Below are 14,010 nucleotides of genomic sequence, written 5' to 3'. Positions count from 1 at the left end.
CTACCGAGACTTTTTACTTCTGGGTAGTAGAATATTTTGCACAAAGCGATCGCGTCCTGCTGCCTTTGCTTGATATAATGCCCGATCTGCTGCGGCAATCATTTCTTCCAAGTCAGAATTTGGCTGAGGAATTTCTGTCGTAAACCCGACACTAATGGTTACATGAGGACTAACTTGGGAATTTTTATGAGGAATTGCTAGGGTTCGGACAGTATGGCAAATTTTGTCGGCAACATGAGTCGCCCCCTCGGTGTCTGTGTTAGGTAAAATCACAGCAAATTCTTCCCCACCATAACGGGCAACTAAATCTCCGGGACGTTTAATAATATCTTTGATGGCTTTAGCAATTTCTTGAAGACAGCGATCGCCTACCCGATGACCATAGGTATCGTTATATAATTTGAAGAAATCAACATCGCAAAGAATCAGGGAGAGCGGAAGTTGCTCGCGTTTCAGGCGCTGCCACTCTTGGTTAAAATACTCTTCAAACCGTCGGCGGTTAGCTACTTGAGTTAATCCATCGATAGTAACTAATCGCTGCAATTCCAAATTAACGGCTTCCAGTTTTTGCTGTAACTGAGATTGCTGAATCAAGCGTTTTACCCGTTGTCGCAAAACTGGCCAGTGAATCGGTTTGTTAACATAATCCATTGCCCCCACTTCAAATGCACGGTCAACTGACTCTTGATCTTCAAGTCCTGTAATCATTAAAACTGGAGTGTGCTTGCTACAATCAAGACGCTGTAACTCAGTGCAACACTCGAACCCATCCATATCCGGCATTATGGCATCAAGGAGTACTATATCGGGGTGCAGTTGGTTAAAAACTGTTATTGCCTCTATACCATTTTGAGCTTCTGCTATTTGATATCCTTCCCGCTCCAAGAAATGTCGTAATATCAGGCGGATAAAAGGTTCATCATCAACAATTAGAACTAAATATTGACTTTCTTGAGCATTGGCTTTCATGGTACTTCCTTCGCAAGTTCTTTTTGTAAGGCTGTTTTAACTTGTTCATATTCCTGATATAGTTGTGAAAGCAATTCTAGGTTGTTTTCTAATTTACTGCTGCGCCCCTGTGCTTCTAACACCTTGCAAAGCTGCGCCAGAGCGATCGCTCCAACAGAGGCACTGCTGGACTTGAGTTGATGGGCTGTCTTCCATATAGTCTGAGTATCCTGAGTTGTGATAGCTGTGCTAATATCTTGCACCAGTCTAGGTGTCTCTGTAAGATAACACTCAATCAGTTGAGCAAATACCACACGATCTCCTCTGACCATATTCCGCAAGGATTGGAGAATTTTGGCATCCATTTTGGCGATTTTTAATGTCTGGTTTTGCCCTGACTGGAGGATATTTTGTGAAGGTTGCAATTCTTTGGACACTACTTTACCAAGTTTTACTATGGAAGTGAATTCAGAACTTCTTTGGGGTGGACATTTGCTGAGTGCCTCAGCTAACTCTTGAAGCTGAATAGGTTTGCTAATGTAGTTATCCATACCAGCAGCAAGACAGACTTCGCGATCGCCCCGCATTGCATTGGCAGTTATGGCGATGATATGAGGACGAAAACCCACTTCCCATTCTTGACAGATTTTCCGAGTTGCTTCTAACCCATCCATTTCAGGCATATGGACATCCATCAACACTAAGTCATAGGGCTGTTTTTGCAAAGCCTTGAGCACTTCTAGCCCATTGGTTACTACATCTGCCGCATAACCCATTTTCTGTAGCATCAGTAAGACAACTTTCTGATTGACAACTGTGTCCTCTGCCAGAAGAATCCGTAGTGGCAGTCGATGGGCCAAATGCCGATCAACCAAGGGAAAATGAGAAATACTGGCTTGGATTGGCTGATTACCCAAAACACGGGTAATAACATCGTAGAGTTGAGACTGTTTGATGGGTTTACTCAAAGAAGCAGCAAACTGGACATCATTAAAGTCAGAGGAAATTTCTCGTCTACCCAAAGAGGTCATAATCACCAAAGGCAGATTTTCAGAACCAGATTGCTTGCGGATTTGACGAGCCAGGGTTATGCCATCCATTTCCGGCATTTGCATATCTAAAATGGCAATATCAAACTGCGTTCCCTGAGCAAGTTCAGCTAAAGCTTCTTTACCAGATTTGGCAGCATAAGTTTCCATCTTCCAAGACTCTGCTTGCAAGCTGAGAATTTGGCGATTCGTCAGATTGTCATCCACAATCAACAGTCGCTTGGACGCAAGCTGTACTAGCGAAGTCCTTAATTCAGCTTGTTCTGACTGAGCAGCCACTTTGGTAGTAATGGTGAAGTAAAATGTTGAACCTTGGGAAAATTTTCCACTTTTCCATCTAGCGCTAGGATTACCACCGACAAACCCCTGGCTTTCCACCCAAAGAGTGCCGCCCATCATCTTACTGAGCCGCTTGCTGATAACCAGTCCCAGCCCTGTGCCGCCATATCGTCGAGTCATGGAGACATCAGCCTGAGTGAAGGGTTGAAATAACCGCTCTATCTTCTCTGGTGCGATGCCAATACCTGTATCTTTGATGGCAAATTGAATTTGGACTGGGGACAGGGGACTAGGGACTAGGGATTGGGAAGAAGTTTCTTGAGTTAAATCCCCAGTCCCCAGTTCAACAGAGAGTACCACTTCTCCGTTTTCAGTAAACTTAATGGCATTGTTGAGGAGGTTCATCAGGACTTGGCGCAGACGAGTCAAATCGCCGATGATCTGAATGGGAACTTGCGGCTGGATCAGGTAAGCTAGTTCGATATCCTTTTGGGCAGCTTTCGGAGCTAAAAGGGAAATAGCCTGCTCCACACAAGCTCTCAAATCAAAAGGCTGTTCTTCTAATTCCAGTTTGCCCGACTCAATTTTGGAGAAATCTAGAATATCGTTGATGATGGTGAGCAAAGCATCTCCGCTACTGCGAACTGTTTCCACAAAGTCTTGCTGTTGAGGCGTGAGGTCAGTATCCAGCAGTAGATCAGTCATGCCAATAACAGCATTCATTGGAGTCCGAATTTCGTGGCTCATCATCGCCAAAAACTCACTTTTTGCTCGATTCGCGGCTTCTGCCTGACGTTTTGCCCGCTCCAAGGCAAAGTTTTTCAAGGTCAGTTCTTCACGTTGGCGCGTTTCTTGTTCCAGTAAGTTAGCCTGTGCTAGAGCAATACCCAGTTGAGCCGCCACTGCTTCTAGTAATTCGATTTCGTCTTGTGTCCACTGGCGAAAATAGCTGCACTGATGTAAGCCGATCGCACCATTTGGTTCTCCTTGATAGGAGGTGCGGATTGCCAGCATAGACTTCAGCCCAATTCGTCGGCAAATAGGTTCAACCACCTGGAGTAAAGGATCAATGTACACATCTGGAGAAGCGATCGCACTTTCTTGGGACATCATCTGCTCAACATGAGGATTGTTAGTCATGGGAACTTCCAATTTCAACATTGAGCAGGAGTTTAGTAGTATATTATACTCTGCGACTAAGGGAATTCGGGGTGTGGGGTTGGTAATGTAAGAATGAATCAGACAGCGTTCAGCTCCAAATGCTTGTCCAATTTGGGTAGCAGCCGTCTCAAAGATTTTCCTGGTATCAAGACTTTGACGAATTTCCTGAGTAATTTGTTCAAGTAGTAGGGTGCGATGCAATTGCCTTTGCAGCGCTTCTTTAGCTCGTTTGTTTTCGGTAATATCGTGATTGATGCCAACAGTGGCAACAGTTTGCCCCTGCTCATCCTGTAAAGATATTACAGTTGTTTCGGAAATTCCCTCACTGCCATCTTTGCGAATAAAGTGTATTTCCCCTGACCAGCGTCCTTGCTGATTGATTCTTTCAAGAATTTTGGCGCTTAATATTGCAGCTACTTCCGGCTGATGCAAAATACTGGGATGTTTAGTCAAAATTTCGGCTTTGGTATAGCCAAACATGCTTTCGGCAGCAGGATTGCAGTCAATAATATTTCCAGTTAAATCTGTGATAATTACGCCATCATGCATGTTTTCAAAGGTGAGGGCTTGCCGACGCAGACTGGCTTCGGCAAGCTTACGATCGCTAATATCTGTCTGAATGCCAACGAAGTGGCTTAACTTGCCATTTTCGTCATGGATCGGAGAAATACTCAATTCATTCCAAAACAAAGTGCCATCTTTGCGATAGTTGCGGAGAATAACTTTGCAACTTGTTCCAGCTTGAATAGATGATTGCAATTGATTGAGTGCTGGTTGCTGGCTATCTGTGCGTTGCAAAAATCGACAGTTTTGCCCAATCACATCAGTAGCACTGTAGCCTGTTATTTGCTCAAACGCAGCGTTGACGTAAATAACCGGATTATAGGGGAGTCTAGCATCAGCAATAATAATTCCATTACTGGTAGCAGCAAGTGCCCTCTCCCTCAGTCTCAAGGTTTCTTCAACCAGCTTCAAATCAGTAATATCAAACATAAACCCCCTTAGCATGGTAGGAGTTCCTGCTTGGTGAACTACGCTAACAACGTCTCGCAGCCAAACAACTCGCCCGTCGGCTGCTAACATCCGGTATTCCAATTCGTGATTCTCGCACCTAGCAGTTGGTTCTTGGCAAAAACGAACAGACCTTTCTCGATCATGTGGATGTAAATGATTAACCCAAAAATTTTCCTCATACCACAGTGCGATCGGATAATTTAGCAAGTCTACCGCTTGCGGCCCAACGTAAATAAATCGCCAAGTCTTCAAGTCTAATTCCCAAGGGATGACTTTGACAGTTTCCAGCAACTGTCGCAAATGATTTTCACTAGCGCGGAGGGCAATTTCTACCTGTTTCTGTTCAAAAATCCTGTGATTTAACTCCTGATTTATTGCTGTTATCTGTTGGTTACTTGCTTTCATCACCAGGGCAAAATAGATTGATAATATCAGCGTGACAACAACCAAGAACCCCGCAATCAATACTACTTGTGTTGATAACCCCGGAATTTGGATTAAAAGTCTCTGCCAGAGTAAGACTACAGAGATTAAGAAGAAAATCCCCAGCAATAGCGCTAGTAATTCTCGTTTGCGGAAAAATTTCACAGCTTTGAACCAGTCATATCGGTGCTGTTTGACCACTTATTAACCTTCCAGCACTTTCAGGGCTTATTGCTCTAACTTTTACTTTTAAGTAATTTAAAATATCAATAGCAAGGGGGCAATTACGGAATTGATTTTTAAGTAAAATATTTGTATCTAATTTTGGCAGAAATTTTAATAACTTCTGGTTATAATTAGCGTTTTTTTATAGCAGCAAATTGTCTGTACTAGTAACACTGTGCCGGAAGTTTGTCTACCTTTAACCAGTTGCTCAAGCGCCAAGTCTTGTTAATTGAGATGGTAGGTGGATTTACGCTGTGCCATACTAGGCTTCTCTACCAGACGCACTCGCGTTCGCTAATGTGCCGCTGACGCGAATAAACTTGAAGTTACTGGCTCACCAACATAGACACGCAAACGCTTACTGTTTGGTAAATTGGCAAGGGTGGGTCGGAAACTCAGATTTGAAAAGGTACAATATCAAGGATAAAGGTCTATATGCTTGTTGGCAACATCCAGAATTTTTAAGTGAAGCGCGAATTGCAATCTGGAGTTGTAAGCGATGTCTAAGGGCGGCCTATTCGGCATCGCATTTTTAATTCTTTATATCATGCCTTAACTTTACCACAAGTGCGTAGACACCCAGAGGCAGGCTTGCTGTATCTCTCTTTTAAGCAATCTACGCCCATGATCACAAGAAAAGGGTAGTGGGGATTAAGAGCAAGAGTTAAAGGGATTGAATGTTCCTTTCCCCTTAACCCTTCCCTTTCCACCACAAGAGTGCAAAAATCTCTTTTGCAAAAGACGCCCATGAACAGAGTAAGCACAAAGCGCCCGCTATCCGAGCACAATTTAGAACGAAAATCTCTTTCTCTGTTTCCTCTCACTTGTAAGCTGTTGCCTATTTTCAAGATAGGTCTATTGCCTATACTTATGCTTTAAATGACAGCTTCTTGGCGTTGACAATCAAAAACAACCATGTAGGAAGCATTTGGTATTTCCTGGGGGAGGTGCCGCATATAGCCATCGGCATCAGAACGACTGCGGAAGCGAGCAACAATCTCCCGTTGCGTATTAGGAAGTAGACGAGCGATCGCCCAAGAATTGAGGCGTTCTTTATAAGCAATAGCCTGATTGTCTGATTTTGAAGCTTTGTTATCCGTATTTTCTGGCATAATTATGTTATCCGTATGAAGTTTCATGAAGGGCGTTAATTAGTTTCTACGTAGGAATGCACTAACGCTTTTTTTTATGCTGCTGCCACCTTGTTATTCGATTATTTATAGATTGTCAACACTTAGCGCTATATTTTAGACCAACTAGGTTAGAATTTTCAGGTTGCTATGAATCTTAAAGCCTTGATTTGCAATTGTTTCCAGGATACAACAATGCTCAAGCAGAAAGTTTGGTAATTATTGGGTTTGCATGATTTGTATGCATACACATAAGTAAAGACCGTATCAGTGGTAAAACGAACATCAATGTAAAAACCAGTCTAGACAAAGCTTTGATAGATTCCCTCGTCAAGAGTCTCCGACTGGGAATGCCTAATGGGGGGCTGCCGCCTCAAGACTAGCGGCAGAGCCGCAATTGAAGAGCATTTCCAGCCTCTGGCTGGAAACGAGGTTTTAAAGGGGTTTGCGTTTAAGTTGAGACCAATGGGCATTGCCATGCCCTTACCAACGTTATTTGTATCATTATTAAAGTGAAATGGTATTACTGAAGGAAAAACATTTTTTAGTGAAGAATTATGCGAAGAAATAGCTAATCCCAGGAATCTAATCTTTTGGAACTTATGCAACAGAAATAGGAAAGTTTTATCAAAAATGGTAAAAAAGGAATTATAGATTTTGAAGATTATAGAATCAAAAAAAACTTGCGGAAACGGAAGCCAAATTTTAATAGTGTTATACCCAAAAATAATATAGTATATCTTTTAGACAATGCAAATTTATCGACTGGAGGCGAGGCAATAGACTTCAATGAAAATATCCATCCAGACTTTCACAAATTAGCAGTAAGTATTACAAAAGATATGGAATTAAGATTAGCAGGTGTGGATATTCTTACTAGTGATATAACGTCACCAATACTAGATTATACGGTCATTGAAGTAAATGGCGCTCCTAATTTAACTCACTATGCTTCATTTGGTGAAGTTCAGACGAAAAGAGGAGAAAATTTATATCTCAAAGTTCTCAAAGCACTTGAAAACGAGAATAATAGAGAAAAGCATTGATTTTGACTGGAGGCGGAGCAACTCCTGCTCCGCTCCTGAATTCTTTTTCAATTCTACCTATATCTTCACCACTTCTTATCTAATAGGGATTCAAATTCAGCTTGTAAAGCGGTTATATCCGCCAATCTTGCGACTAGTAAATTATCCTTACCAGCATCATTTAAACGTACTTTCCAATAACGAATACTGTCTGAGTTATTCAACCAAAACTGAATCACGGTATCCACCACTTGATCTAGATTCCAACCCCACTTGACTGGAACTGATTCCACCGATTCTAGAAACGTATCTAGTGTACACGTATACATCCCTAAGTATTCCACGCCTTGGTGGGGTGGTTTTTGCCCATTTTGCTGTTGGTGATTAAAAAACTGCAAAAGTGGAGATACTCCGACAATATCAAAAGTGTATTTCATGCTAGTACTCCCAGTTGTAAATTACTTGCAGGAAAGCTTTAGTTTTTTCTAATATAATGCCTGATAAGTAACTAAAGCATCTAGAAAAAGTATAGTTTTGGTCTATATCATAGGCATTAAACCTCAGTCAAAAATTAGCACTTACAAGCCGAGAGTGCTAATATTTAATTAGCAGTTTGATTTCTTATTAAAGAGTTTCAGGCATTAATTAAGAGGTGTATATATTTTTAATAATTATTTAATTAATTACCTTACGGATTGTAAAGGCTTGATTCTCCCTAACCCTCGTTAAAAATGAGGGAATTAGAGTCAGCCGTGTGTGAGTTTCCCCTGTTAAGCAGACTAGCGTAGGTAGGTTGGGGGTAACTTTGGGGCTAATTATCACTAACCCAAGCGTATTGCTTTAGGTGTAGGGTTGAATTTCATATTTTTACTTCCAGTTAAAGATCCGAATATTGTTAAAATTAATCACGTCAACTTCTACACTCTGAAGATAATTTGCCAGCTTGAAGTCATCAGTTAGTACAAGATACTTCTCTTTAGATAAAGTCAGAATTCCACTGTCAGTAAGTCCGAATTTGACAAATTTCTCAGTATTAACAGCATCTAAACTCTTTACATAGTGTTCATCCAGAAGAGCAACATTTTGAGCAAATTGAGCAAATATTGCAAAGCACTGAGAACGTTCAGGTTCACCAAGTTGATTTGCGAGGCTATTAACTTCTGTCAGAATATTCGGAGTTGTTACAAGCTTTTGAAATTTTGCAATAAATGCTAGCAGAAGCTCATAATCTTCTGGTAGAAATTGCTGGGTTCGATTAAATTTAGTTATTCGTTCTTGATTAACGCTCCCAATTAAGAAGAGAAGCAGGATATTTGTATCAATTAAAACCCCTTTTTGGCAATAACGACGAATAAGGGAAGGAATCAAATCTTTCATACTTGTCTAATTTTCATTGCTTCTACTTCGCCAGTTTGAGAATTTACTTTAAAAAGTTTATATTCTCGTTCATACAAGACAGAGGTAGAAGCAAGAGAGGTAGGAATTAAATCTTCCAATCGGCTTTTAGGAGCTTTTTTAGGAATATCAAACCCTAAAGTAATCAACCAGAAGATTTTATCCTCAGAAAGTTCAACTTCTTCAAGTCTCAAATCTGTTAATGAAGAACCCATCATTTCTTGGATGGATTTTATGTATTCATAGGCAGCATTCACTGCTGTTTTGACATCAATCATAATCTTGGTTATTCTCTGATATAATTTGTCAATTTAATACTTTATTATAGTAGTTTAACCTTGGTTACTGGTAATTGGTTATTACATAACTAGCAATATCCACTTTACTGCCAGATGAGGTATAAATCGAAATCTGAAAGGATTATGAATCATGATCTATGATGTACCTTATACGAATAGAAAACGCTATATTCTTTCAGATAATATTAATAAAAATCAGTTGAGTAAATCTTAATAGTGGGATTTTTTTTGTAAAAAATCTCTGACTTCTGTTGGTTTGCAGAGAATAATAACTTGCTGGTTTGGTGTTAATTGACTAAGTTTTTCTATAATTCCTGGACGACGAATAATTGGGTATGACCATACATATTTAAGAAATTCCCAGTTCAATCTTTCAGGACAATCGGATGCCATATCAGGTCTGGATTGTCCAGCAAATATGAAGCGACGCTTAATCACTCGCGACAAACATAAAATCCGGGGAAAATCCAAAAAAATTACCGTATCTGCAACCGATAAACGAATGTCGAGAGTACCGCCATAGTTACCATCCATAATCCAAGATTCTCGTAAGGTTAGGTCTTGGATAATACTTTGCCATTCAGCTTTTGGAGTCTCAACCCAACCAGGATTCCAGTACCAAGCATCCAAGTGAATCACTTCTAAGCCTAAGATGGTTCCCAGTTCGCGGGCTAGGGTAGATTTACCAGCACCCCCAGAACCAATGATTAAGATTTTCTTCACCTTAGGTTTGCATCTCCCTTTTACAAGCTCAAGAGGGTAAGCATTGCTCACCCAAATAACCGTCTTCAGGGCAACTCAATACGCCGCTACAATAGTACCACTAGAAGGATTATTGCTCCAATATTGATATTATGACCACTGCTACAACTGTAAAAACTGAGTATGAAGCGATTATTGGTTTAGAAACCCATTGTCAGCTGAGTACCAACACCAAAATTTTCTCTAATAGCTCCACGGCATTTGGTGCTGACCCAAATACTAACATTGACCCGGTTTGTATGGGTTTACCTGGGGTCTTACCTGTACTCAATGAAAAAGTATTAGAATACGCCGTCAAGGCTGGTTTGGCACTAAATTGTCAAATCGCTAGATATAGCAAGTTTGACCGCAAACAGTATTTTTATCCTGATTTACCCAAAAATTACCAAATTTCTCAATATGATCTACCGATCGCTGAACATGGTTGGTTAGAAATTGAGTTGGTAGATGCTGAGGGTAATCCTACTCGCAAACGCATTGGCATTACGCGTCTGCACATGGAAGAAGATGCTGGAAAATTGGTACACGCTGGTAGCGATCGCCTCTCCGGTTCTTCTTATTCTCTGGTAGACTACAATCGCGCAGGTATACCTTTAGTGGAAATTGTCTCGGAACCTGACTTGCGTTCGGGACTAGAAGCTGCTGAATATGCCGAAGAGTTGCGTCGGATTGTGCGGTATCTCGGTGTGAGTGACGGCAATATGCAAGAAGGATCTCTGCGCTGCGATGTCAACATTTCCGTGCGTCCAGTGGGACGAGAGGAGTTTGGCACTAAGGTAGAAATTAAAAACATGAACTCGTTCAGCGCCATCCAACGGGCGATTGACTACGAAATTGAGCGCCAAATTGCCGCCATCGAAGCAGGCGCGAGCATTATCCAAGAAACTCGTCTGTGGGAAGAAGGTGCTCAACGCACAAGTAGTATGCGAGTGAAGGAAGGTTCTAGCGATTACCGCTATTTCCCCGAACCAGATTTAGCACCAATTGAGGTATCAGATGCCCAATTAGAGCAATGGCGCAGCGAATTACCAGAATTACCAGCCCAAAAACGCCATCATTATGAAAGTGAGTTGGGGCTTTCGGCTTATGATGCACGAGTGTTGACAGAAGATCATCCAGTAGCAGAATATTTTGAAACTGCGATCGCATCTGGAGCAAATGCCAAAGCTGCTGCAAACTGGATTACTCAAGATATCGCAGCCCACCTCAATAAGCAAAAACTCAGTATTACTGAAATCGCCCTGACTCCCACCAATCTTGCAGATATCATCACTCGCATTGAAACGGGCAAAATTAGCAATGCTCAAGCTAAAGAAAAGTTGCCAGATTTGCTCAGTGGGATTTCTCCTGAGAAAGCCTTTGCCGGTCAAGAGTTAATCACCGATCCTAGTGTACTGGAACCGATCGTTGATGAAGTTATAGCCGCCAATCCCAAAGAACTAGAAAAGTATCGCAACGGTAATACTAACCTCAAAGGCTTCTTTGTCGGACAAGTTTTGAAAAAGACAGGCAAACGTGCTGATCCTAAGCTGACTAACGAATTGGTGGAGAAAAAACTGAACGCCTAGTAGTCTGTCAAGTGAACTTTGCTGAGTGAAAGGGGCGGGGGAAGCAGGGGGACAAGGGAGAATAGGGAGAATTCTTGAACAAGTTTCTTCTTTGTCTTCCCCATCTTCCTTGTCTCTTCCCAATGCCCAATACAACTCTTGGAGAGGCTGCGCCTTAAGCGAAGCTATGCCGCAGGCTTTACGGCTTCTCTACAAGACGCACTCGCGTTCGCTCAGTACAAGTGCCCAATACCGAATGCTCAATGCCCCAAGTAAGTATTTTCCCGGTGCTTCTTCACAGAATCTTCACATAAAAATTAGTAGTAACCCGCATACCTAAAATGATATGCTGTGGTAAGTAGATGCACCCTGATGATCTGGAGAGCTGCCTAAGTGGCTCTCTTTTTTATTTTATTTTAGTGGTATTTACGGATAACCTGATAATATTATTAGAAATAATTTAAATAAATAAGTATTAACCCTTAGAAAAGAAATGATAAAATGTAGTAAGTAGATGCACCCTGATGATCTGGAGAGTGACCTAAGTGGCTCTCCTTTTTTGCTTTTGTCTTTCGTCATAAGAAAGGTAAAAACAATTATGCCAATCGCCAACTAGTGCATTATTATTGCCATCAGCAAATAAACTCACAAGAAAAGGGATTGGGGAGCAGGGGAAGAATAATAACTCTTAACTTCTAACTCCTAACTTCTAACTCCTAACTCCTAACTCCTAACTCCTAACTCCTAACTCAGCACTTTTCCAAAGCACAAATTGAATCCAACTTGATAGTTGTAAGGAAGAATAATGGCAGATTGGCAAAAAATAACAGGTGGCATCACAGCACCAAGGGGGTATCAGGCGGCGGGAATTACCGCAGGGTTAAAACCTTCGGGGTTGCCAGATTTAGCTTTGATATTCTCAGAGGTGGAAGCGATCGCAGCCGGTGTGTTCACCACCAGCCAAGTTAAAGCTGCCTGTGTAGAATATTGTCGCCAACGCTTACAAGCCAAACATAGCGCTCGTGCCATTCTGTGCAACGCTGGGCAAGCAAATGCCGCTACTGGGACTCAAGGCTACCTTGATACCCTAGAATCTGCTATGGCAATAGGCCAAGCACTGAACATCCCATCTGAATCTGTGTTATTGGCTTCCACTGGCGTGATTGGTCAAAGAATTAAGATGGATGCTTTGCGAAGCGGGATTCCCAAGGTAGTAGCAGCACTATCAGAAACAGGCTCAGATGCCGCCGCCGGGGCGATTATCACTACAGACTTGGTAACAAAATCCATTGCCCTAGAGACAACTATAGGCGATGTCTCAGGCGGGCTGCGCCAACGCCCGGTACGAATTGGCGGCATTGCCAAAGGTTCCGGCATGATTCATCCCAACATGGCAACCATGCTGGCATTTGTTACTTGTGATGCAGCCGTTTCATCAGCCCTTTGGCAGCAAATGTTAGCAAGGGCAGCTGATAGAAGCTTTAATTCCATTACCGTGGATGGTGATACCAGTACCAACGACAGCTTAATTGCCTTGGCAAATGGTCAATCTCGCACCCCAGCAATTACAGAATGGGGCGCAGAAGCAGAGAAATTAGAGGCGATGTTAACAGCAGTTTGCCAGCATTTAGCCAAAGCGATCGCTCGTGATGGTGAAGGCGCAACCTGCCTAATTGAAGTGGAAGTAACAGGGGCCCATGATGAACTCTCAGCCCGACAAATAGCCAAAACCATCGCTGGTTCATCCTTAGTTAAATCTGCAATCTTTGGACGTGATCCCAACTGGGGACGCATCGCCGCCGCCGCTGGACGTGCAGGTGTGCCCTTTGAGCAAGAAAACCTGCAAATTAAGTTAGGGAATTTCTTAATGTTAGAAAATGGGCAACCTCTGCAATTTGACCGTTCAGCAGCGAGTGCTTATTTGAAAAAAGCAACGACTGGTGTTTATCTCCAAGAGGATACAGTGTTAATCTCCGTTAATGTGGGCAATGGTTATGGTTTAGGTAAAGCTTGGGGTTGTGATTTGAGTTACGACTACGTGAGAATTAACGCCGAGTATACTACTTGACATTTACCCCACGGCTGAAGCTGGGGGATTCTAAGAAGTTGTCTTCTGAGATTTTCTGCTTCCCGAAGTCGGCTTACTTGGAGGGATTTCTCCACCCACGCAGAGGTCGGTTTCATCCCCAGACCTTGGGTGGTAAGGCATGAGAGTATAATCTGGGAGCAATTATTGAGAAGTTACAAGTTTTCCCTGTGCAAACAGCCTCTAATTGTGTTGTGTAGATTTCTTAAAAAACTGTATATTCAGCAGCATTTAACAGTATCTTTACTATAGCTTTTTATGAATTCACCAGTATCTTTTACTTAATGGATAACCGATGAAAAAGAAAAGTGTAAAATTAACTGCTGTTTTTCTGTTGTCAATGTTTGCTGCTGTTTTTCTGTCGTTAACGTTTGTAACTACCGTGCAAGCGCAGTTTACAAAATTTGCTCAGAATGAGTCGTGGACACAGAATCCTTACTACGGCAGTCTTGGAACATACTTCGCTGATGTGACTGGTGATGGCAAGGCTGATGCTATCGTTGTTAACAACGATAAAGTTACTGTCCGCCGCTCTAACGGGTTTAGTTTTAATCCGAATGAGTCGTGGACGGAGAATCCTTACTACGGCAGTCTTGGAACATACTTCGCTGATGTGACTGGTGATGGCAAGGCTGATGCTATCGTTGTTAACAACGATAAAGTTACT

The 14,010-nt window shown here is 42.0% G+C and carries 11 protein-coding genes; 4 read left to right on the top strand and 7 right to left on the bottom strand.

Annotated features, from left to right (window positions below):
* The 3 genes from V7K30_RS01620 to V7K30_RS01610 form a co-directional block, all read right to left on the bottom strand.
* The gene (locus V7K30_RS01620; RefSeq protein WP_334996464.1) at positions 1-969 is read right to left on the bottom strand and encodes a PleD family two-component system response regulator; all 969 of its coding nucleotides are present in this window, start codon (positions 967-969) and stop codon (positions 1-3) included.
* On the bottom strand, positions 966-5,075 hold the full coding sequence (locus V7K30_RS01615; RefSeq protein ID WP_334996462.1) for a PAS domain S-box protein: 4,110 nt from the start codon (positions 5,073-5,075) through the stop codon (positions 966-968). The genes V7K30_RS01620 and V7K30_RS01615 overlap by 4 nt, the downstream gene beginning before the upstream one ends.
* 899 nt (positions 5,076-5,974) lie before the next feature.
* Positions 5,975-6,211 (bottom strand): hypothetical protein, encoded by a 237-nt coding sequence (locus V7K30_RS01610; protein ID WP_196523234.1) that lies wholly within the window; start codon positions 6,209-6,211, stop codon positions 5,975-5,977.
* A 701-nt stretch (positions 6,212-6,912) separates the two neighbouring features.
* Between V7K30_RS01610 and V7K30_RS01605 the strand changes: the two genes are divergently transcribed.
* Positions 6,913-7,275 (top strand): hypothetical protein, encoded by a 363-nt coding sequence (locus V7K30_RS01605; RefSeq protein ID WP_334996460.1) that lies wholly within the window; start codon positions 6,913-6,915, stop codon positions 7,273-7,275.
* 65 nt (positions 7,276-7,340) lie between these two features.
* On the opposite strand, the gene V7K30_RS01600 is transcribed toward V7K30_RS01605, so the two are convergent.
* The 4 genes from V7K30_RS01600 to V7K30_RS01585 form a co-directional block, all read right to left on the bottom strand.
* Positions 7,341-7,691 (bottom strand): hypothetical protein, encoded by a 351-nt coding sequence (locus V7K30_RS01600; RefSeq protein WP_334996459.1) that lies wholly within the window; start codon positions 7,689-7,691, stop codon positions 7,341-7,343.
* Between the two features lie 430 nt (positions 7,692-8,121).
* Positions 8,122-8,631 (bottom strand): PIN domain-containing protein, encoded by a 510-nt coding sequence (locus tag V7K30_RS01595; RefSeq protein ID WP_334996457.1) that lies wholly within the window; start codon positions 8,629-8,631, stop codon positions 8,122-8,124.
* The gene (locus V7K30_RS01590; RefSeq protein WP_334996455.1) at positions 8,628-8,927 is read right to left on the bottom strand and encodes a hypothetical protein; all 300 of its coding nucleotides are present in this window, start codon (positions 8,925-8,927) and stop codon (positions 8,628-8,630) included. Before V7K30_RS01590 ends, V7K30_RS01595 begins: the two co-directional genes overlap by 4 nt.
* A 231-nt stretch (positions 8,928-9,158) precedes the next feature.
* Complete coding sequence (locus V7K30_RS01585; protein ID WP_334996453.1) at positions 9,159-9,671, bottom strand: DNA topology modulation protein; 513 nt, start codon at positions 9,669-9,671, stop codon at positions 9,159-9,161.
* 131 nt (positions 9,672-9,802) lie between these two features.
* Between V7K30_RS01585 and gatB the strand changes: the two genes are divergently transcribed.
* The 3 genes from gatB to V7K30_RS01570 all read left to right on the top strand — a co-directional run.
* Positions 9,803-11,278 carry an Asp-tRNA(Asn)/Glu-tRNA(Gln) amidotransferase subunit GatB gene (gene gatB / locus V7K30_RS01580; RefSeq protein ID WP_334996451.1) on the top strand — a complete coding sequence of 492 codons (1,476 nt, stop codon included), beginning with the start codon at positions 9,803-9,805 and terminating at the stop codon, positions 11,276-11,278.
* 784 nt (positions 11,279-12,062) lie between these two features.
* On the top strand, positions 12,063-13,325 hold the full coding sequence (gene argJ, locus V7K30_RS01575; protein WP_334996449.1) for a bifunctional ornithine acetyltransferase/N-acetylglutamate synthase: 1,263 nt from the start codon (positions 12,063-12,065) through the stop codon (positions 13,323-13,325).
* 400 nt (positions 13,326-13,725) lie between these two features.
* Positions 13,726-14,010, top strand: a 285-nt coding sequence (locus tag V7K30_RS01570) for an FG-GAP repeat domain-containing protein (RefSeq protein WP_334996447.1), incomplete at its 3' end; no start/stop codon positions are given.

The sequence above is a fragment of the Nostoc sp. genome (genome assembly GCF_036917655.1).
Lineage (GTDB): Bacteria > Cyanobacteriota > Cyanobacteriia > Cyanobacteriales > Nostocaceae > Nostoc.
The sequence above is the reverse complement of the archived record's forward strand: the minus strand, read 5'-3'. Positions and strand labels throughout refer to the sequence as shown.

Excerpts from the sequence above, each read along its gene's own strand:
- V7K30_RS01610 (WP_196523234.1), bottom strand. The coding sequence starts at position 6,211 with ATGCCAGAAAATACGGATAACAAAGCTTCAAAATCAGACAATCAGGCT.
- V7K30_RS01590 (WP_334996455.1), bottom strand. The coding sequence starts at position 8,927 with ATGATTGATGTCAAAACAGCAGTGAATGCTGCCTATGAATACATAAAA.
- argJ (WP_334996449.1), top strand. The coding sequence starts at position 12,063 with ATGGCAGATTGGCAAAAAATAACAGGTGGCATCACAGCACCAAGGGGG.
- gatB (WP_334996451.1), top strand. The coding sequence starts at position 9,803 with ATGACCACTGCTACAACTGTAAAAACTGAGTATGAAGCGATTATTGGT.
- V7K30_RS01595 (WP_334996457.1), bottom strand. The coding sequence starts at position 8,631 with ATGAAAGATTTGATTCCTTCCCTTATTCGTCGTTATTGCCAAAAAGGG.
- V7K30_RS01600 (WP_334996459.1), bottom strand. The coding sequence starts at position 7,691 with ATGAAATACACTTTTGATATTGTCGGAGTATCTCCACTTTTGCAGTTT.
- V7K30_RS01620 (WP_334996464.1), bottom strand. The coding sequence starts at position 969 with ATGAAAGCCAATGCTCAAGAAAGTCAATATTTAGTTCTAATTGTTGAT.